Raw genomic sequence first — 19160 nt, 5'->3', positions numbered from 1 at the left:
CGGCCTGCGCCTACAATCGGCAGGCGCCGGACAATGCCTCGTTCTCCGCCTGCGTGAACAGCCGCGAGCGGACGTGGAAGCGCTTTTCGCGGCCGTTCTCGAGCGAGAACATGCCGCCGCGGCCGGGCACCACATCGAGCATGATGTGGGTGTGCTTCCAGACTTCGAACTGCGAGCGTGAGATGAAGAAGTCCGCACCGCCGACGCGGCCGAGATGAACGTCGCCGTCGCTCGTGATGAAGTCGCCCACGGGGTAGCACATCGGCGAGGAACCGTCGCAGCAACCGCCGGACTGGTGGAACATCACCGGGCCGTACTCCGACTTGAGTTCCTCGATCAGTTCGAGCGCCGCGGGCGTCGCGGTCACCCGCAGGGGCGTGCCGGCATTGTCCGCCTGTTCGGCGGTGACGGGATCGATCCGCTCGGGCTGGGGGCTCGCGGACTCGCTCATGGTGTTCGTCTCCCTGATCGTTCTCTCATGGTTATCTGAGGCCGGGCCGGCGGATATCCATGAGGCCGGAAGCGCCACCGAGGATAGCAGGCGAGGATCGGCCCGAACCATCTGAAACGGCTTGGACTTTCGGCCACCTTCGGCGGTGTGCGAGCGAGCGGCCCGACTTTTGCGATCTCGGGCGAAACGTCCGTGTGGCGAAAAGATCCGCCGAGGATTCGCGATGTCTCAGCCCGCCCTCGATCTCGCCGCGCCCGCAGTGAAGACGACCTGCCCCTATTGCGGCGTCGGCTGCGGCGTGCTCGCGACGCCGGACGGCCAGGGCGGGGTGGCGATCGCGGGCGATCCCGAGCATCCCGCGAATTTCGGCCGCCTCTGCTCCAAGGGCTCGGCGCTCGGCGAGACCGTCGATCTCGGCGACCGGCTGCTCGCCCCGACCGTCGATGGCCAGACCGCGACCTGGGAGGGCGCGCTCGGCACGGTCGCCGGGGGCTTGAGGCGGATCGCCGAGCAGCACGGGCCGGACGCGATCGCCTTCTACCTGTCGGGCCAGATCCTGACGGAGGACTATTACGTCGCCAACAAGCTGGCGAAGGGTTTCCTCGGCACGCCGCATGTCGACACCAATTCGCGGCTGTGCATGTCGAGCGCCGTCGCCGCCCACCGCCGCGCCTTCGGCTCCGACACCGTACCCGGCTGCTACGAGGATCTCGACGAGGCCGACCTGATCGTGCTCGTCGGCTCCAATACCGCGTGGTGCCACCCGATCCTGTTTCGCCGCATGGTCGATGCGCGCAACAGCCGCGGCACCCGGATCGTCACCGTCGATCCCCGCCGCACGCAGACCGGGGAGGAGGCCGACCTCCATCTCGGCCTCCAGCCCGGCACCGATTCCGCGCTGTTCTCCGGCCTGCTTGCCTATCTGGCCGGACAGGCGAAGCTCGACGGACGCTTCATCGAGGCGCACACCGCCGGCTTCGAGGGCGCTCTGGAGCGCGCCCGGCAGATCGCGCCGGATGTCGCCGCCACCGCCAGCGCCACGGGGCTGGCGGAAGCCGACGTGCAGGCCTTCTTCGAACTGTTCGCGAAGACGAAGCGGGTCGTCACCGCCTTCAGCCAGGGGGCGAACCAGTCGGCCCAGGGCACCGACAAGGGCAACGCCATCATCAACTGCCATCTCGCGACCGGGCGGATCGGACAGCCCGGCATGGGGCCGCTCTCGCTCACCGGCCAGCCCAACGCCATGGGTGGGCGCGAGGTCGGGGGCTTGGCCAACATGCTGGCCGCTCACATGCACTTCGCCCCCGAGGAGGTGGACCGGGTGCGCCGCTTCTGGAAGGCGCCCAACATCATCACCGGCGAGGGGATGAAGGCGGTGGCCCTATTCGAGGCGATCGAGCGGGGCAAGATCAAGGCGCTGTGGGTGATCGGCACCAATCCGCTCGTCTCGATGCCGCGGGCCGACCGGATCCGCGAAGCGATCCAGGGGCTCGACCTCTACGTCGTCTCGGAGGCCGTCGCGACCAGCGACAGCGCCCGCGCGACGGGCAAGAAGACCGTGCTGTTGCCGGCGCTCGCCTGGGGCGAGAAGGACGGCACGGTGACGAATTCCGAGCGGCGCATCTCGCGCCAGCGCGCCTTCCTGAAGGCGCCGGGGCAGGCGCGGGCCGATTGGGCGATACTGTGCGACGTCGCCCGCCGCCTCGGCCACGGCGAAGCCTTCGCCTACAAGTCCGCCGCCGACATCTTCCGCGAGCACGCCGCGCTCTCGGCCTTCGAGAACGAGGGCACCCGCGATTTCGACCTCGGCGGCCTCGCCGAGATGAGTGAGCGCGGCTACGATGCCCACCGGCCGATACAGTGGCCGGTGCCGAAGCGCGGAGCGGACGGGAAGAAGGGCCGCGCCCGGCTCTTCGCCGACGGGCGCTTCTACACCTTCGATCAGCGCGCACGCTTCGTTGCCGTGCAGCCGCCCGCCCTGGCGCAGCCGGTGACCGCCGAGCGCCCGCTCGTGCTCAACACCGGCCGCATCCGCGACCACTGGCACACCATGACCCGCACGGGCAAAAGCCAGCGCCTCTCGGGGCACCGCGCCGTGCCCTTCGTCGAGATCCACCCCGACGACGCCGCCCGCTACCGCCTGAATGACGGGGGATTTGCGCGCATCACCACCGATCTCGGCAGCGCGATCCTCGAAGTGACGGTGACGGACGCCGTTCTGCCGGGCTCGATCTTCGCGCCGATGCACTGGTCTGACATGACCGCCTCTCACGGGCGCGCGGCTGCGCTGGCCCGCGGCATCCCCGATCCGGTCTCGGGCCAGCCCGAACTGAAGGCGACGCCGGCCTCCGTCGAGGCGGTGGCTTACCGATCCCGCGGCTACCTGCTGACGCGCGACGCCCAGGCGGCCCCCGCCGGCTGGTGGTGGGCACGGGCGACCGTCTCCGGCGGCTTCGGTCTCCTCTTCGCGACAGGGGAGGGCTCGCGGGAGATGGCTTTATCCGTGCGCGGGATGTTCCCCGGCCACGAACTGGCCGAGTACGTCGATCACGCCCGCGGACTCTACCGCTGCGTCGTCACGCGCGGCGACCGCCTCGTGGCCGCGCTCAGTGTGGCGCCGGGGGATCGGCGGCCGGATTGGGAACTCGCCAAGGCGGTATTCGCCGCCCCCGACATCGACGCCATCGACCGGCGCACCCTGCTCTCGGGCCGGGCGGCGACGGCCTCGGCCGGTCCGGTGGTCTGCGCCTGCCACGGCGTCGGGCTCGACGTCATCACCACGACTATCGCCGCCGGGGCCGGCTCGGTCGAGGCGGTGGGCGCGGCCTGCAAGGCGGGAACGAATTGCGGCTCATGCATCCCTGAGATCCGCAAGCTTCTCGCACCGGCGCTTGCGCGCAGCGCTGCGTAGGCGCAGTTTTCAGGCTCTACGTCCCACTCTCGCCCTCTTCCTGAGGTGCTGCAAAGCAGCCTCGGCGCGGATGAGCGAGGCGGACCGGACCCCTGAGTCGAGTCGTACACACAGACCATGAGCACGCCCCGCCAACCCCGCGAAACCCGCGCCGGCCTCGAGCCGCTGGCGGTGCTCCCCGTGTTCGTGCCGCTTCAGGACAAGCGCGCCGTGCTCGCTGGCTCCAATGGCGGCGCCCCCTGGAAGGTGAAGCTGCTGGCCGCCGCCGGCGCGCGGGTCGATGTCTATGCCGAAGAACCGAGCGAGGAGTTGCGCGGTGTGCCGGCCGAGATCGCCGCCGGCTCGGTGACCCTGCACGAGCGCCGCTGGACCCTGGAAGACCTGCAGGGCGCGGCCTTCGCCATCGGCGCCATGGAGGACGAAGCTGACTGCGTCGCCTTCGTCGCGGCGGCGCGCGCGGCCGGCGCCATCGTCAATGCGGTCGACCGGCCGCATCTTTGCGACGTGAAGTTCGGCGCCATCGTCAACCGCTCGCCGCTCGTCGTCGGCATCTCGACCGAGGGCGCCGCCCCTGTCTTCGGGCAGACGGTGCGGGCGCGCATCGAGGCGATGCTGCCGCGCGGCTTCAAGCACTGGGTCGGCGCCGCCCGCGACTGGCGCGAGGCGGTCTCGGCCCGCTTCCACGGTTTTGCCGAGCGGCGCGGCTTCTGGGAGCGCTTCACCGACCGCGCCTTCGCCGAACCGGACCGCACGCCGACCGAGGCCGACCTTGCCGACCTGATGGGTCAGGCCGAGGCGCTGCCCCTCGGCGGCGCGGTGACGCTTGTCGGCGCCGGGCCGGGTGACGCCGAACTCCTCACCCTCAAGGCCCTGCGAAGCTTACGCAACGCCGACGTGATCCTGTACGACGACCTCGTCGCCCCCGAGATCCTCGACTATGCCCGCCGCGAGGCACGCACCATGCTGGTCGGCAAGACCGGCCACGGCCCGTCCTGCCGCCAGGACGACATCAACGCGCTGATGGTGTCGCTGGCCAAATCCGGAAAGCAGGTGGTGCGGCTGAAATCCGGTGACCCGCTCGTCTTCGGCCGGGCCGGCGAGGAGATCGAGGCCTGCGAGGCCGCGGGCATCCCCTGCACCATCGTTCCCGGCGTCAGCGCGGCGCAGGGGGCGGCGGCGGCGCTCGGCGTATCGCTGACCCATCGCGATGCGGCCCGTCGCCTGCAATTCGTCACCGGTCACGACCGGCGCGGGGCGCTGCCCGAGGATCTGAACTGGGGCGCGCTCGCCGACCGGAGCGTCACCACCATCGTCTACATGCCCAAGCGCACGCTGCGCGTGCTGCTGGAGCGGGCCATCGCCGAGGGGCTCGCCCCCGAGACGCCGGCCCTCGTCGTGTTCAACGCGACCCGAGCCAAGCAGGCAACGGTGGCCGGCACCGCCGCCGACCTCGCCGAGCGGGTCGAGGCCTCCGGGCTCGAAGGGCCGGCGCTCCTGATGGTCGGCGAGGCCCTGCGCCGGCACAACGCACGCAGCGTGGATCGGGACGTCGAGATCCGGGCGGAAGCTTCCTGAACCTCCTGTACAGGCCCCGCGCGACTGCAGGCCTTGCGGCGTCGCGCGGGCTTGCGGCCCGCCCCGGCTCTGTGATGTGAGGGGCGTTGCCCGACACGCTCGGACCGCCGCTTCCCTTATCGGCGATGCCGTGGGTCGGGCCATTTTCATGCGGCCGCCTCGCCCGTCGCGCCGCCTCCACAGACCTGCCTTCGAGGGCCCCATGCGTCCGTCCCGCAGCGTTCTCCTGCCACTCGCCGCATTCGTGGCCGGCCTCGTGGCGATCTCCGTCGCGCTGGTGATGACGCTGGTGCCGCAGCATCCGCAGAACGGCCCGAGCGGCATCGGCGGTCCCTTCACCCTGGTGAACCAGGACGGCGCGACGGTCAGCGAGCGCGATTTCGCCGGCAAGCCCTACCTGATGTTCTTCGGCTTCACCCATTGCCCCGACGTCTGCCCGACGACGCTCCAGCAGATCAGCGACGTGCTGGCGGCGCTCGGCCCCAAGGCGGATGCGATGAAGGTCGCCTTCGTCAGCGTCGACCCCGAGCGCGACACGCCCGCATCGCTGAAGACCTACCTGTCGAGCTTCGACCCGCGCATCACCGGCCTCACCGGCAGCTCGGAGCAGGTCGCGGCGACGGTCAAGACGTTCCGCGCCTACGCCAAGAAGGTGCCGAGTTCGAGCGGCGACTACACGATGGAGCACACCGCGCTCGTCTACCTGATGGACGCCCGCAACGGCTTCGTCGGCGCGGTCAACCTCAGCCGGCCGGCGGCGGAGACGGCGGCGGAATTGTCGAAGCGGATCTGACATCACCCAGCGGGCGCCGCCCCAGCGCTCCCGTGCGGGAGGTGCGGGCCAGCCCGTGCTCGGTTTTGTCCCAGCGGTGCGGATCGCGCAGCCACTCGACCATCGCCATCCACGCCGCGAGGCTGACCAGCAGATGGTAGAGCGGCAGCAGCAGGACGAAGGGCAGGAGATCGCCCCAGCCCCGCCGCAGGCAGCCGATGAAGCCGGGCAGCCACATCGCCGCAAGGCCGGCGAAGAAGATGGTCCAGGCCCCGGCCCGGGTGAGATGCGCCAGCACGGTGTCGTCGGCCGGTACGAGGAACAGCTCCCCGAGGCTGCCCGCCATCAGGAACGGGTAGAACAATGCCGAGGCGACCGTGCCGGGTACGAAGGCCAGGGCGCACAGGGTCTCCGCCGCCCCGAGACGGCGATAGACCGCGCGCGGGCGCCGGCCGTGGGTAAAGCTGGTCTGCAAAAAACCCTTCATCCACCGGGTGCGCTGGCGCAGCCAAGCCTTCAGCCGCCTCGGCGCCTCCTCGTAGGTGGAACTCGGCAGATCGCCGACCCGGTAACCCGCCAAGGCGAGGCGCAAGCCGAGATCGGCATCCTCGGTCACGTTCCAGGCATCCCATCCGTGCAGCGACCGGAGCACCCGCGTGCGGAAATGCGTCGAGGTTCCGCCGAGCGGGATCGGCATCCGCCACGCCGCCAGCGCCGGAGCCAGCACGTCGAACAAGGCGGCGTACTCGATCGCGAACAGTCGGGGCAATAGTCCGTCCCCCTCGTTGTCGATGACGAGGCGGCCCTGGAGGCAGGCGATCGAGGGGGATGACCATGCAAACAGCGTGGCCGCGCGCCGGAGCTGGTCGGGCTCGATCACGTCCTCCGCGTCGAACACGACGAGATACGTGCCGCGGGCCAGCGGCAGCGCCGCGTTCAGGGCCCGCGGCTTGGTGCGCGGTTGGCCGTCGGGCACCGTCACGATCTCGAACCGGGTCGGCAGCGGAATGGCGCGGAGCGCTGCGGCGGTCTCCGCATCGTCGGCCTCCAGCAGGAACTTGATGTCGAGCTTGGCCGCCGGATAATCGAGCCGCGCCAGCGTCCGCACGAGACGCGGCACCACCGCCGCCTCCCGGTAGAGGGCGACGAGCACCGTGTAGGTCGGAAGCGCGGCATCGGTGAGGAGCACGGGCCGCATCCCGAAGGGTCTGGCCGCTCCGGTACCCACCGCAGCGAGGCGGAAGGTCAGCAGCGCCAGCATCAGGGCCTGGACCAGCGCCAGCAGAACGAAGCCAATGACGCTGGGCAGACGGACGAGCCCGACGAAGAGCGCGAGCGCGGTGCCTCCGAGCGCAAGGTCGAGGGCATGAGGGCCCGGTCGGCAGGACCATTCGGGTCGCAGACGGCCCAGGGCATCGGACGCCTCCGAGGCGATGCCGGCACCGTGCTGAGCGAACACCGCCAGCCTGAGGCGCGTCGGCGTCGTCACGGCCGGCCGCGACTCCAAGCGCTCCACGGCCCGGATCAGACGAGCGATGGCCGGGCCATGAGGCGCGGTGACGACCAGGGCGGCCGAACCGGGCGCGAGCGGTGCGGCGCCGACGACGAGGCAGTGCGGATAGCGCAGGCCGTCGCCGAGCCGGATGGGGGCATCGAGAAACACCGTCCCGAGCCGCCGGGCCAGGGCCCGGTAGAACGCGTCCTCGGAGACCAGACCCTCGTTCAGCAGGGCGGTCGCTGCATCCGTCCCGCAGCGGCGGGCGACGGCGCATCCCCGGTCCAGTACCCGTGGCGACACGCCTTCGCCAGCGAGGAAGGCGATCTCGGCCGGCCACCGGCCGGAATCCGACGTATCGGCCGCGCCCGTGCCCGCTTTCACGGGGACAGCGGGTGCTTGCGCGTGACTTCCATCGGCAAGGTCGAACAGGGGGCGGCTCCCCGCAGCCCCACGCCGTGCTAGGGAAAGGTATGGGCCTCGACCTTTCCACGGACGTGTATCGCTCCGCCGCCTCAACCCCTGCGTCAAGACGGTGGCGGGCCTTGCCCGCCGCGATCGCGGGTATTCTGCTGAGCCTGCTCGCAGGCGTTGCACAGGCACAACAGCCTGCTCCCCCCGCCGGCGAGCCTCCCTCCGTGGTCATTCCGAATTTTTGGAATCCCCGAGCCCGCGGCGAGCGGGTCGAGGCGCCCCAGACCGGGCGGGCGGTGCGATTCATGACCGACGACGAGTTTCCGCCGCTGCATTTCGCAGGGCCCGACGGGACGCCGACCGGCTTTGCCGTGGAACTCGCCCGCGCGGTCTGCGAGCGGCTGACGGTGATGTGCACGGTGCAGGCGCGCCGCTTCGACACGCTGCTCGATGCGCTGGCGGACAAGCAGGGCGACGTGGTGGCCGCCGCCATTCCCCTGACGCCGGCCCTGCGCGCGCGCTTCCTGGCGACGCGGCCCTACTTCCGCTGGCCCGCCCGCTTCATCGCCCGCAAGGACCGCAACCTGCCCGCCCCCTCGGCGACCGCACTCGCCGGGCGGAGCATCGGAATCGTCGAAGGCAGCGCCCACGAAGCCTTTCTCAAGGCCGTCTTCCCCAACGCCACGCGAAAGACCTTCACCGATCTCTCGGCAGCCCAGAGCGCGCTTAAGCGCGGCGAGGTCGAGTATCTGTTCGCCGACGGCCTGAGCCTCGCGCTCTGGCTGAACGGCCAGGAGGCGGAAGGCTGCTGCGCCACGTCCGGCGGCGACTACCTCGAGAACCGCTATTTCGGCGAGGGCATCGGCTTCGTCACCCGCACCGAGGACGCGGCACTGGCCCGCGCCCTCGACGACGCCTTGCAGCGGGTGTGGGACGACGGGAAGTACGCCGAGCTGTATCTGCGATTTTTTCCGGTCAGTCCGTTCTGACCCGCCGCGGATCGCCCTACCTGTCGGGAAGGGCGAAGACCCCCACGGAGAACTGCAGATCCCGGCCCGTACAAGGCCCGAATGGAACATCGAGAATGCGCAAGCCGTACAGCACCTCATCCGGGAAGGCGCGCCACCGCGTCGGAGACGCCAGCAAGACGCGGCCGGATGGCGACCTCACCTCGGAACGGAAAAGCAAGATCGCGCTGAGCCGCTTCTCCTACAGCGGCGGCTACGACGGCTTCGAAGGACGGATGATCCTGAAACCCGAGACGCGGCGGAGCGGCTGCCCGGACGGCTCCCGCTGACGCTTCTCATTCCGGCCGCCGCGGGCGCCGGACCCTGATTGACAGCCCCTTAGGACAAAGACGGACGGGTCGGCTCCGACAGGCGAGCAGCGCCCTTCGGAACCGCCCGTTCAGCGCCGCCCGGCCACCCGTTTCATCCCGCCGCCGCGTAACGCGCCGGTGTTCTCCTCGAACAGCTCGGCGAGCTTTTCCGTCATCGCGCCGCCGAGTTCCTCGGCGTCGATGATCGTCACGGCGCGGCGGTAGTAGCGCGTCACGTCATGGCCGATGCCGATGGCGAGCAGTTCGACCGGCGAGCGGGTCTCGATCTCTTCGATCATGTAGCGCAGGTGGCGTTCGAGATAGTTGCCGGGGTTGACCGACAGCGTCGAGTCATCGACCGGCGCCCCGTCGGAGATCACCATCAGAATGCGGCGCTGCTCCGGCCGCGCCAGCAGGCGCTTGTGGGCCCAATCCAGCGCCTCGCCGTCGATGTTCTCCTTCAGGAGCCCCTCGCGCATCATCAGCCCGAGGTTTTTCCGCGCACGGCGCCAGGGGGCGTCGGCGCTCTTGTAGATGATATGGCGCAGGTCGTTGAGGCGGCCGGGGGCGGGCGGCTTGCCGCCGGCGAGCCACGCCTCGCGGGACTGGCCGCCCTTCCAGGCGCGGGTGGTGAAGCCGAGAATCTCGACCTTGACGCCGCAGCGCTCCAGCGTGCGAGCCAGAATGTCGGCGCAGGTCGCAGCCACGGTGATCGGGCGCCCGCGCATCGAACCGGAATTGTCGAGCAGTAGCGTGACCACGGTGTCGCGGAAGTCGGTATCCTTCTCCTGTTTGAAGGAGAGCGGCTGGAACGGATCGGTGACGACGCGCACGAGCCGGGCCGGATCGAGCTGGCCCTCTTCGAGGTCGAAGTCCCAGGCACGGCTCTGCTGCGCCAGCAGGCGGCGCTGGAGACGGTTGGCAAGGCGGCCGACGACGCCCTGAAGGTGGGCGAGCTGCTTGTCGAGATAGCTGCGCAGGCGCGCGAGTTCCTCGGCGTCACACAGATCCTCGGCCTCGACGGTCTCGTCGAAGCGCGGGTTGTAGACCTTGTAGTCCGGGCCGGTGCGCTCGTTGCCGCGCTGGCTCGGCGGCCGCCAGGATTCGGAGGCCTCCTCGGACTCCGCATCCTCGGCCTCCTCCGGCAGCTCGCCGGAGGGGGCGTCGGCGGATTCGGTGGCGCCCTCGTCGAGTTCGTCGGTGGCCTCGTCGGTCACCTCGATCTCGGCGCGGTCGCCCTGGCTCTGCTCCTCCGCCTCGCCCTCGCTCGGCTGCTGCTCGTCGTCCTGGGCTTGGTTCTCGTCCTCGTCGCTCTCGTCGTCCTGATCGAGGGGCGTCTCGTCGGCCATATCGAGGGAGGAGAGGAGATCGCGCACCGAGCGGGCAAAGCTGCGCTGGTTCTCGAGCGAGCCGAGCAATCCGTCGAGGTTCTTGCCGGCGCGGGCCTCGATATGCTCGCGCCACAGCTCGACGATCCGGGCGGCGGCCGGCGGTGGCTTCTGTCCGGTAAGGCGCTCGCGCACCATCAGCGCCACGGCATCCTCCATCGGCGCGTCGGCGCGGTCGGTGATGTTCTCGTACTTGCCGCCGCGGTGGTAGCGGTCTTCCAGCATCGCGGTGATGTTGGCGGCCACGCCGTCCAGGCGGCGCGAACCGATCGCCTCGACGCGCGCCTGCTCGACCGCGTCGTAGACCGCACGCGCCGCGGCGTTGTCGGGGGCGAGGCGGCGGTGGACGCTCGTGTCGTGGCAGCCGAGGCGGAGCGCCATCGAATCGGAGTGGCCGCGCAGGATCGCCGCGTCCTCGGACGTGATCCGCCGGGTCGGCTCCGGCAGGCGCGCCTTGTCCCCGATCAGCGCCGGCCGATCGCTGGCATAGGTGACCTCGATGTCGGGCCGCTTGGCGATGGCGCGCAGGCAGCCGGCCACCGAGCGCTTCAGCGGCTCGGCGCCGGGCTCCTTGCGGTCGCCGGTCTTGGGGCGGTTGGTCAGGGCCATATCTTCGCGGACGCCACCGGATCGAGTTCGGAGGCCCGGCCGGGGGATCGCCCCCGGTCACGGGGAGAGAGGCGCCGTCCCCGCCGCACGCCGAGCGCGGGCGGGGACGCCACCGTCAGGTCAGCTCAAGGCGACGTTGAGCGCGCTCTCGGGCAGCTCCTTGCCGAAGGCGCGCTGGTAGAACTCGGCCACGAGCGGCCGCTCCAGCTCGTCGCACTTGTTGAGGAACGTCACCCGGAAGGCGAAGCCGATATCGCGGAAGATGTCGGCGTTCTCGGCCCAGGTGATGACCGTGCGCGGGCTCATCACGGTCGAGAGGTCGCCGTTCATGAACGCGTTGCGGGTCAGGTCGGCCACGCGCACCATCCGGCTCACCGTGTCGCGCCCGCCCTCGTTCTGGTAGTGCGGCGACTTCGAGAGCACGATGTCGACCTCGCGGTCGTGCGGCAGGTAGTTCAGCGTCGTCACGATCGACCAGCGATCCATCTGGCCCTGGTTGATCTGCTGGGTGCCGTGATAGAGGCCGGACGTGTCGCCGAGGCCGACCGTGTTGGCGGTGGCGAACAGGCGGAAGCCCGGATGCGGGCGGATGACCCGCTTCTGGTCGAGCAGAGTCAGGCGGCCGGAAAGTTCCAGCACGCGCTGGATCACGAACATCACGTCGGGGCGGCCGGCATCGTACTCGTCGAAGACGAGCGCGACGTTGTTCTGCAGCGCCCAGGGCAGGATGCCGTCCTGGAAGGCGGTGACCTGCTTGCCTTCCTTCAGGACGATGGCGTCCTTGCCGACGAGGTCGATGCGCGAGACGTGGCTGTCGAGGTTGATCCGGATGCAGGGCCAGTTCAGCCGTGCCGCGACCTGCTCGATATGCGTCGACTTGCCGGTGCCGTGATAGCCGGTGACCATCACGCGACGGTTCCGGGCAAAGCCCGCCAGGATCGACAGCGTCGTCTCCCGGTCGAAGATATAGTCCGGATCGAGATCCGGCACGTGCTCCTCGGGCTCGGAATAGGCCGGCACCTTCAGGTCGAGGTCGATGCCGAACACCTCGCGGACGGAAACCTGGCGGTCGGGCAGGGAGGCGGGCGTTTCGTCAGACAGCATACGGAACCTCATCGGGGCGGCCGGGACGGGCAAGACGCCCACACGACCACGCTTTCAATCGTCACTCACCTGCCGGTCGGCCCGCGGGCAAGCGGGTGGATGTCTTCCTTAATCGCCGCCCCTCGGCATCGCCAAGGGGGCTCAGCCAGAAAGAAGGCTCGGCGAGGAGAAGGGTTCATCCGGGGAAGCCGGCTTCACGAGGAAGCGGTATCCGGGAAATATAGGGCGCGCGCGGACATTTGCTGCCCCACCCGCTGCCGGACGGACCGGCATTCGGTGCATTGCCCGTTCGGATCGCCGGCTTTGCACCCGGCTCAGTGACAGCAAGGGAGGGCAGCGCGGGTCAGCACAGCCCGGCGCCGCGCAGGATGTCGTGGGCGCGGATGATGTCGCGCAAACGCTCCTCGAAGGAGCGATCGCCGCCGTTGGCGTCGGGGTGGAAGCGCTTCACCAGTGTCTTGTACTGCGCCTTGATCGCCGCGGTGTCGGCGTTCTCGTCGAGCCCCATCACGTCGAGCGCCTTGCGCACCGCCGCCGAGTGGCGCGGACGCTGCGGCTCCGGCTCGGCCTGACGCCGGCCCGCCGCCCCGCCGCCGACCCCGTTCGCCCGCAGGATGCCCAGCGGATCGGCATAGGCCCAATCCCGCTCGGCCTCGGGCTGGCCGCCTTTTGCCCCTTTGGCCTTACCCTCGGCCGTGGCGGCGGCCGCGTTCATACCCATCGACCATGTCGGCCGATGGCCGATGATCGCATCCTTCTGGTAGGCTTCGACCGCGGCGTCGTTCATGCCGTCGAAGTAGTTGTATGAGGCGTTGTAGGCGCGCACGTGGTCGATGCAGAAGCGCCAGTACTGCCCCTCCTGCTTGCGTCCCTTGGGCGCGCGGTAGAGGCCGGGATGGGTGCAGCCCTCCGCCTCGCAGCCCGCCTCGGCCGTGGCCGCACTGGCCTTCGCGCGTGCGCCGGCCTTCGCCCCCGTCTTCGCTCCCGGCTTGGGATCGTCACAGGTCGGCTTGATACGGATGCGGTCGAACAGCGGCGAGTTGAGATCCATGACGGGCCGATTATGAGGGGCGGACGCGCCAACGAAAAGGCCGTCGGGCCTGATGCCGCATGCATCGATCCGGGGTTGACGCTTTTGTGCCGGGACCGCGCCGGGCAAACGCCTCCGACACAGGGCCGAAGCACGGCCCAAGCGCTACCGTTCGCAGCGAGGACACCATGACCGGGACCCTGAAGGACTGGATCGCCGGGCGCCTGGAGGCCGAGTTGGCACCGACAGCGCTCGATGTGACCGACGAGTCGCACCTCCATGCCGGCCATTCCGGCGCCCGGCCGGAGGGCGAGACCCATTTCCGGCTCGATGTCGTCTCGGCAGCCTTCGAGGGAAAAAGCCGGGTCGAACGCCACCGGATCGTCAACGGCCTTCTCGACGAGGCCTTCAAGCGCGGGCTGCACGCCCTGGCCCTGCGCGCCCGAACGCCGGGCGAGGCCGGTTGAGGCCGAACGGCCCGATCATGGAAGGGAAGCCGCCGTGGCGCTCCAGTGCACGCCGCTGATCGAGATCGACGAGGCCGAACTCGAGGAGACGTTCGTGCGCGCCTCGGGTCCGGGCGGGCAGAACGTCAACAAGCTGTCCACCGCGGTGCAGCTCCGCTTCGACGTGCGCCGTTCCCGCAGCCTGCCCGATGCCGTGGCGGTGCGGCTGATGCGGCTCGCCGGCCGGCGGCTGACGGGGGAGGGCGTGCTCGTCATCAACGCCCAGCGCTTCCGCACGCAGGAGCGCAACCGGGCCGATGCCCGCGAACGGCTCGCGGCGCTGGTGGCGGAAGCGGCGGTGCCGCCGACGCCGCGCCGCGCCACCCGGCCGACGCTGGCCTCGAAGAAGCGGCGCCTCGATGAAAAAAGCCGCCGCAGCAGCGTCAAGCGGCTGCGCGGCGGCCCTGGGGACGATTGACGGTCGCCGCGTATCAGCTCGCGGCGGGAACGGTTGCCGTCGGCTTCGCCTCCGGATGCGCGTCGGGCTGCGGAGCTGCCACGCCGGAAACGTAGGGCGTGTCCTTGAGCAGGACCGTCAGCACCAGCGAGACCACAGCCAGCAGCGCCGCGAGGCTGGCCGGGAACAGGAAGGCCCGCTCGCCGTACCAGCCGTGCAGGAAGCCGCCGATCACGGCGCCCGTGCTGAGCGCGCCCCAGAGCGGCGCCTGCAGCCAGAACGAGGGGTTAGGCTTGTGCAGGATCAGGTTGGCGATGCCCGCACCGAAGCGCACCACCGTTCCCGTGACGTAGGTGATGGCGAGGCTGCGGCCCGCTTCATCCTGAAGCGTCGCGTTCTGGATGCCGAGCGCCAGCACGATCGGGTAGGCGTGGAGCGGGAAGGCCGTGGTGCCGAACGGGACGAACAGGCCGATGGCGAACAGCACCGCCTGGATGATGAGCAGGACCGACAGCCGGAACCGGCCGGACCAGGCCGCGATCAGCGTGCCGATGCAGGCACCGAAGCAGAACAGGGCGATCACGCTGGCGAACCGGGTGGTGCCGTCCCAGTCGAAGCCGGCGACGGCCACGCCGAACCGCGTGGTGTTGCCGCTCATGAACGACATGAAGAGCTGGGAGAATTCGAGGAAGCCGATCGAGTCGGCGGCCCCCGCGGTGCCTGCGAGCATCAGTGCGATGGGTACACGTGTCACGGGACTTGCCGGAAAGGCCTTGTTCGACTCGTCAGCCATCGGTTCCTCTAATGTTGCTGCGCAGCACAACGGTATTACGGCTGTCCGGTTGCGTCCATTGCACCGCCTGGGATCAAGTGTTTGTGTAGGATTAAGATGCGCCCCGGCACGTCCGCCTTCCTTTGGCGCCGAATGGCCGCCGGGCGCATCTCGGCAATGGCCAGACGAGCCTGCTCGGCCGCCTCTCGCAGGTAGGTGTCGGCATGGGCGTAGCGCCCGTCGGCACCGAGCGCGACGCCCGTTTCCTCCGGTTGCGGCGATTGAACGGTGAAGGCGGCCAGCCCTCCGGGCCGCAGCACGCGGGCCATCCCGGACAGGGCCGACGTCAAATCCCCCAGATAGATGAAGACGTCCGCGGCCACGATCAGGTCGGCGGAGGCCTCCGGTTCGCTCGATAGGAATGTGACGAGGTCGGCTTCGGCGAGGCGCTCGTAGAGCCCGGTGCGGCCGGCCAGCGCCAGCATGGCGGGGGAGAGGTCGCAACCGGCCAGACGTCCCACCCGGCCCGCGAGCGCCCGCCCCATCAGACCGGTGCCGCAGCCGAGATCGAGCCCGTTCGGGAAGTGTTGCGGCGCACCGGTCGGGTCAGACGGCGCCAGCGCGTCGAGAGCCGCGACCATCAACGCCGGCCCGCGATAGCCGAGTTCGTCCACGAGATGCCGTTCGAAGCGCGGGGCGTAGCCGTCGAACAGGGCGCGGACATAGGCCGGCGAGATCGCCGCGAGCGCGTCGCCCCCTCCCAGCGCGGCGAGATGCAGGCGGCTTCCGAGCGCATCCTCCGGATCGAGCTCGAGCGCCCGCCCGAAGGCCGCGAGCGCCGCCCGCCGGTCGGTCGCGTCGCGGCTCTGCCCGAACACGGTCTCGCGGGCGCGCCCGAGCAGAAACCATGCGGGTGCGTAGCCGGGAGCGCGTTCCAGCGCCTGCTCCGCCATCTCCGCCGCCCCGGCGGGGTCGTCCTCGATGAGACAGGCCTCGGCATAGGCGTAGCGGCGGTCGGCGAGGAGATCACCGGAGGAGCGCTGTCGGGACATCGTGCGTTTGCGGCGGTGAGAAACCTTTGCCCTATATCCCGGACGATGTCGCAGCGCGCCTCCGATCTCCTCACCCTGACCCGCGAGGGCCTCTACTGTCCGCTCGGGCGCTTTCACGTCGATCCGACGCATCCCGTCGAGCGGGCGCTGATCACCCACGGCCATGCCGACCACGCCCGCGCCGGCCACGGCACGGTGCTGGCCACGCCCGAGACCCTGCGGATCATGGCCGTACGCTACGGCGAGGACTTTTGTACCGCCCGCCAGGAGGCGCGGCTCGGCGACCGCATGCGGATCGGCGATGTGACCGTGTTCTTCGCCCCCGCCGGGCATGTGCTCGGCTCGGCGCAGATCGCCATCGAGCGCGAGGGCAAACGCATCGTCGTCTCCGGCGACTACAAGCGCGCCCCCGATCCGACCTGCCTGCCGTTCGAAGTGGTGCCCTGCGACGTGTTCATCACCGAGGCCACCTTCGGCCTGCCGGTCTTCCGCCATCCTGATACGCGGGGCGAGGTGCGCAAGCTGATCGACTCGGTGACGCTGTTTCCCGAGCGCGCCCACATCGTCGGCGCCTACGCGCTGGGCAAGGCGCAGCGGGTGATGGCGCTGCTGCGCGAAGAGGGCTGGGACCGGCCGATCCACCTGCACGGGGCGATGGAGAAGCTGACCGAACTCTACAAGCGGGAGGGCGTACCGCTCGGCGAGACGCCGAAAGTGGCCGCCGCCGACCGGAAGACCCTGCACGGCGCCATCGTGCTCTGCCCGCCCTCCTCGATCCAGGATGTGTGGTCGCGAAAGTTCCCCGATCCGGTCACCGCCTTCGCCTCGGGCTGGATGCGGGTGCGCGCCCGCGCCCGACAGAAGGGCGTCGAGCTGCCGCTCGTCATCTCCGACCATTCCGACTGGCCGGACCTCTGCCGGACGATCCTCGACACGGGGGCCGAGGAGGTCTGGGTGACGCATGGCCAGGAAGATGCGCTGGTGCATTGGTGCGGCACGCGCGGCATCCGCGCCAAGCCGCTGCACCTCTTAGGGTATGGCGACGACGGCGAGGCCGAGCCCGATCCGGGACACGACCCGCGGATGGAGGAGGCTTCGGCGTGAACGATTTCGCCCATCTCCTCGACCGCCTTGCCTACGAGCCGCGCCGCAACGCCAAGCTGCGCCTGCTCCAGGATTTCTTCGCCGGCACCCCCGACCCGGAGCGTGGCTGGGCGCTCGCCGCCATGACCGGCGGCCTCACCTTCCGCGAGGCCAAGCCGGCACTGATCCGCGGGCTGGTGGAAGAGCGCATCGATCCGGTGCTGTTCGCGCTCTCGCACAACTACGTGGGCGATCTCGCCGAGACCACCGCACTGATTTGGCCGGGGCCGGAGGAGACCGCCTCTCCCCGCACGCGGGGGGAGGGTCGCGACGACAGGGTCGCCGGAGCCCTTTCCCCGCACGCGGGGAGAGGGGATGCGCCGGCCATCGGCCACAACAACCCGCCGCCCTCCGTTCCCACCCTCGCCGAAGTCGTCGAAACCCTCGCCACCACCCCGAAGCGCGAACTGCCGCAGCATCTGGCAGGCTGGCTCGACGCGCTCGACGAGACCGGGCGCTGGGCGCTCCTGAAACTCGTCACCGGCAACCTGCGCGTTGGCGTCTCGGCCCGTCTTGCCAAGACGGCGGTCGGCGCGCTCGGCGGCCACGAGGCCGATGCGGTCGAGGAGGTCTGGCACGGGCTTAAGGCGCCCTATACCGAGCTGTTCGCCTGGGTGGAGGGACGGGGCGAGCGGCCGGAGAGCCGCAACCCGGCCCCGTTCCGCCCGCCGATGCTCTCGCACCCGGTTGAGGAGTTCGAAGACCTCGACAAGCTCGAACCGGAGGCGTTCTCGGCGGAGTGGAAATGGGACGGCATCCGCGTCCAGCTCGCGGGTGGACGCGATGCCCAAGGCCGGCAGGTGCAGAAGGTCTACTCGCGCACCGGCGAGGACATCTCCGAGGCCTTCCCCGATCTCGCCGAGGCGATCACCTTCGAGGGCGCCCTCGACGGCGAGCTGCTGATCCTGCGGGAAGGCCGCGTCCAGAGCTTCAACGTGCTCCAGCAACGGCTTAATCGGAAGGCGGTGACGGGCAAGCTGCTCGACGAGTTCCCCGCCCATGTCCGCGCCTACGACGTGCTGTCGGCCGAGGGCGAGGATCTGCGGGGCCTGCCCTTCGGCGAGCGCCGGCCCCGGCTGGAGGCCCTGGTGCGGCGGCTCGACCATGCTCGCATCGACCTGTCGCCGCTCGTGGACTTCGCGACCTGGGACGAAGTCGCCGCCGCCCGCGCCGACCCGGCCTCCGCAGGTGCGGGAGCGGATGCCGACGCCATCGAGGGCGTGATGCTCAAGCGGCGCAACAGCCCCTACCTGCCCGGCCGCCCCAAGGGCCCGTGGTGGAAGTGGAAGCGCGAGCCCTACGTGGTCGACGCGGTGATGATGTACGCCCAGCGCGGCCACGGGAAGCGCTCGTCCTTCTACTCGGACTACACCTTCGGCTGCTGGCGCGAGGGGGCCGAGGGCGAGGAGCTGGTGCCGGTCGGCAAGGCCTATCACGGCTTCACCGATGCCGAGTTGCAAAAGCTCGACCGCTACGTCCGCAACCACACCACCAAGCGCTTCGGCCCGGTGCGCGAGGTCGCCTACGGCCGCGAGGCCGGGCTCGTGCTGGAGATCGCGTTCGAGGGCGTGCAGCGCTCGACCCGGCACAAGTCGGGCGTGGCGATGCGCTTCCCCCGCGTCAGCCGCATCCGCTGGGACAAGCCGGCCGCGGAGGCCGACCGGATCGAGGTGCTGGAACGGATTCTGGCGCGCGGCGAGCGCGAGGTCGCGCCGGGCGCAAGTATGGAGACGTCGGAATGAGGCAGTCTGGCAGAAGTGCTGGAAAGATCGGGCCGCTCGACGGTTTCTCGGCCTGGGACGTGACCCGGCAGGCGAGTGCGCGGATCACGGTCGCGACGCCCGGCCCCGGCTTCACCGATATCACCGAAGCGGTGGCGGATTTCGTCGCGCAGAGCGGCCTCCGCGCCGGCCTCGCCAGCGTGTTCTGCCGGCACACCTCGGCCTCGCTGACGATCCAGGAGAACGCCGACCCCGATGTGCGCGTCGATCTGATGACCGCGCTCGACGGGTTCGCGCCCCGCCACGGTCAGTACGTCCACGGCCTGGAGGGGCCGGACGACATGCCCGCCCATATCCGCACGATGGTGACCGATTCGGGCCTCACCATCCCCGTGCGCGACGGCCGCCTCGCGCTGGGGACGTGGCAGGGGATCTACCTGATCGAGCACCGCGACCGCGGCCACCGGCGGGAGATCGTGCTGCACGCCGTCGGCGCGTGACG

General features: G+C 70.2%; 17 protein-coding genes. 10 read left to right on the top strand and 7 right to left on the bottom strand.

Going from position 1 to position 19160, the window contains the following annotated elements; genetic code table 11:
* Positions 1–10: 10 nt before the first annotated feature.
* Positions 11–451 carry a DUF779 domain-containing protein gene (locus tag MKK50_RS02970; protein ID WP_253371016.1) on the bottom strand — a complete coding sequence of 147 codons (441 nt, stop codon included), beginning with the start codon at positions 449–451 and terminating at the stop codon, positions 11–13.
* Between the two features lie 223 nt (positions 452–674).
* Between MKK50_RS02970 and MKK50_RS02965 the strand changes: the two genes are divergently transcribed.
* From MKK50_RS02965 to MKK50_RS02955, 3 genes are all read left to right on the top strand, one after another.
* On the top strand, positions 675–3362 hold the full coding sequence (locus MKK50_RS02965) for a nitrate reductase (protein WP_499020295.1): 2688 nt from the start codon (positions 675–677) through the stop codon (positions 3360–3362).
* A 117-nt stretch (positions 3363–3479) separates the two neighbouring features.
* Entirely contained in the window at positions 3480–4937 is a 1458-nt protein-coding gene (cysG, locus tag MKK50_RS02960) for a siroheme synthase CysG (protein ID WP_499020293.1), read from the top strand.
* A gap of 202 nt (positions 4938–5139) precedes the next feature.
* Positions 5140–5730, top strand: coding sequence for an SCO family protein (locus MKK50_RS02955; RefSeq protein ID WP_499020291.1), 591 nt, complete (start codon positions 5140–5142; stop codon positions 5728–5730).
* On the opposite strand, the gene MKK50_RS02950 is transcribed toward MKK50_RS02955, so the two are convergent.
* On the bottom strand, positions 5681–7507 hold the full coding sequence (locus MKK50_RS02950) for a glycosyltransferase family 2 protein (protein ID WP_499020471.1): 1827 nt from the start codon (positions 7505–7507) through the stop codon (positions 5681–5683). The genes MKK50_RS02955 and MKK50_RS02950 overlap by 50 nt on opposite strands.
* Before the next feature lie 170 nt (positions 7508–7677).
* Between MKK50_RS02950 and MKK50_RS02945 the strand changes: the two genes are divergently transcribed.
* Positions 7678–8607 carry a transporter substrate-binding domain-containing protein gene (locus MKK50_RS02945; RefSeq protein WP_499020289.1) on the top strand — a complete coding sequence of 310 codons (930 nt, stop codon included), beginning with the start codon at positions 7678–7680 and terminating at the stop codon, positions 8605–8607.
* 95 nt (positions 8608–8702) lie between these two features.
* A complete protein-coding gene (locus MKK50_RS02940) occupies positions 8703–8915 on the top strand; it encodes a hypothetical protein (protein ID WP_499020288.1) in 213 nt (70 codons plus the stop codon).
* A 110-nt stretch (positions 8916–9025) separates the two neighbouring features.
* Here MKK50_RS02940 and cobT read toward each other — a convergent pair whose 3' ends face one another.
* The 3 genes from cobT to MKK50_RS02925 form a co-directional block, all read right to left on the bottom strand.
* Complete coding sequence (gene cobT, locus MKK50_RS02935) at positions 9026–10933, bottom strand: cobaltochelatase subunit CobT (protein ID WP_499020286.1); 1908 nt, start codon at positions 10931–10933, stop codon at positions 9026–9028.
* Positions 10934–11053: 120 nt separating this feature from the next.
* Positions 11054–12037, bottom strand: a complete 984-nt coding sequence (cobS, locus tag MKK50_RS02930; protein ID WP_253371002.1) for a cobaltochelatase subunit CobS — start codon at positions 12035–12037, stop codon at positions 11054–11056.
* 343 nt (positions 12038–12380) lie between these two features.
* Positions 12381–13088 (bottom strand): J domain-containing protein, encoded by a 708-nt coding sequence (locus MKK50_RS02925; RefSeq protein WP_499020284.1) that lies wholly within the window; start codon positions 13086–13088, stop codon positions 12381–12383.
* A 167-nt stretch (positions 13089–13255) separates the two neighbouring features.
* On the opposite strand from MKK50_RS02925, the gene MKK50_RS02920 reads away from it, so the two are divergent.
* Positions 13256–13534, top strand: a complete 279-nt coding sequence (locus tag MKK50_RS02920; protein WP_499020283.1) for a BolA family protein — start codon at positions 13256–13258, stop codon at positions 13532–13534.
* 34 nt (positions 13535–13568) lie between these two features.
* Positions 13569–13991 carry an alternative ribosome rescue aminoacyl-tRNA hydrolase ArfB gene (arfB, locus tag MKK50_RS02915; RefSeq protein ID WP_060770601.1) on the top strand — a complete coding sequence of 141 codons (423 nt, stop codon included), beginning with the start codon at positions 13569–13571 and terminating at the stop codon, positions 13989–13991.
* 13 nt (positions 13992–14004) lie between these two features.
* Here arfB and MKK50_RS02910 read toward each other — a convergent pair whose 3' ends face one another.
* Together MKK50_RS02910 and MKK50_RS02905 are read right to left on the bottom strand one after the other, a co-directional pair.
* Positions 14005–14763: a YoaK family protein gene (locus tag MKK50_RS02910; RefSeq protein ID WP_253370996.1), complete on the bottom strand. Its 759-nt coding sequence runs from the start codon at positions 14761–14763 to the stop codon at positions 14005–14007.
* A gap of 35 nt (positions 14764–14798) precedes the next feature.
* On the bottom strand, positions 14799–15794 hold the full coding sequence (locus MKK50_RS02905; protein WP_499020282.1) for a class I SAM-dependent DNA methyltransferase: 996 nt from the start codon (positions 15792–15794) through the stop codon (positions 14799–14801).
* Between the two features lie 45 nt (positions 15795–15839).
* Between MKK50_RS02905 and MKK50_RS02900 the strand changes: the two genes are divergently transcribed.
* From MKK50_RS02900 to MKK50_RS02890, 3 genes are read left to right on the top strand one after another with little or no spacing between them, the layout of a single operon-like run.
* Positions 15840–16898 carry a ligase-associated DNA damage response exonuclease gene (locus MKK50_RS02900; protein WP_499020280.1) on the top strand — a complete coding sequence of 353 codons (1059 nt, stop codon included), beginning with the start codon at positions 15840–15842 and terminating at the stop codon, positions 16896–16898.
* Positions 16895–18679 (top strand): cisplatin damage response ATP-dependent DNA ligase, encoded by a 1785-nt coding sequence (locus MKK50_RS02895; protein WP_499020279.1) that lies wholly within the window; start codon positions 16895–16897, stop codon positions 18677–18679. Before MKK50_RS02900 ends, MKK50_RS02895 begins: the two co-directional genes overlap by 4 nt.
* On the top strand, positions 18676–19158 hold the full coding sequence (locus MKK50_RS02890; RefSeq protein WP_499020278.1) for a secondary thiamine-phosphate synthase enzyme YjbQ: 483 nt from the start codon (positions 18676–18678) through the stop codon (positions 19156–19158). Before MKK50_RS02895 ends, MKK50_RS02890 begins: the two co-directional genes overlap by 4 nt.
* The last annotated feature ends 2 nt before the right edge of the window (positions 19159–19160 follow it).

Source organism: Methylobacterium sp. J-043, assembly GCF_022829505.1.
Taxonomy (GTDB): Bacteria; Pseudomonadota; Alphaproteobacteria; order Rhizobiales; family Beijerinckiaceae; genus Methylobacterium; species Methylobacterium extorquens_A.
This window is presented reverse-complemented; position numbering and strand designations above follow the sequence as displayed.

Bases quoted from the DNA above. Each gene is read 5' to 3' on its own strand.
- MKK50_RS02945 (WP_499020289.1), top strand. From the start codon at position 7,678: ATGGGCCTCGACCTTTCCACGGACGTGTATCGCTCCGCCGCCTCAACC.
- MKK50_RS02910 (WP_253370996.1), bottom strand. From the start codon at position 14,763: ATGGCTGACGAGTCGAACAAGGCCTTTCCGGCAAGTCCCGTGACACGT.
- MKK50_RS02965 (WP_499020295.1), top strand. From the start codon at position 675: ATGTCTCAGCCCGCCCTCGATCTCGCCGCGCCCGCAGTGAAGACGACC.
- MKK50_RS02905 (WP_499020282.1), bottom strand. From the start codon at position 15,794: ATGTCCCGACAGCGCTCCTCCGGTGATCTCCTCGCCGACCGCCGCTAC.
- MKK50_RS02925 (WP_499020284.1), bottom strand. From the start codon at position 13,088: ATGGATCTCAACTCGCCGCTGTTCGACCGCATCCGTATCAAGCCGACC.
- cobT (WP_499020286.1), bottom strand. From the start codon at position 10,933: ATGGCCCTGACCAACCGCCCCAAGACCGGCGACCGCAAGGAGCCCGGC.
- MKK50_RS02900 (WP_499020280.1), top strand. From the start codon at position 15,840: ATGTCGCAGCGCGCCTCCGATCTCCTCACCCTGACCCGCGAGGGCCTC.
- MKK50_RS02890 (WP_499020278.1), top strand. From the start codon at position 18,676: ATGAGGCAGTCTGGCAGAAGTGCTGGAAAGATCGGGCCGCTCGACGGT.
- MKK50_RS02920 (WP_499020283.1), top strand. From the start codon at position 13,256: ATGACCGGGACCCTGAAGGACTGGATCGCCGGGCGCCTGGAGGCCGAG.
- MKK50_RS02955 (WP_499020291.1), top strand. From the start codon at position 5,140: ATGCGTCCGTCCCGCAGCGTTCTCCTGCCACTCGCCGCATTCGTGGCC.
- MKK50_RS02970 (WP_253371016.1), bottom strand. From the start codon at position 451: ATGAGCGAGTCCGCGAGCCCCCAGCCCGAGCGGATCGATCCCGTCACC.
- cobS (WP_253371002.1), bottom strand. From the start codon at position 12,037: ATGCTGTCTGACGAAACGCCCGCCTCCCTGCCCGACCGCCAGGTTTCC.
- MKK50_RS02940 (WP_499020288.1), top strand. From the start codon at position 8,703: ATGCGCAAGCCGTACAGCACCTCATCCGGGAAGGCGCGCCACCGCGTC.
- cysG (WP_499020293.1), top strand. From the start codon at position 3,480: ATGAGCACGCCCCGCCAACCCCGCGAAACCCGCGCCGGCCTCGAGCCG.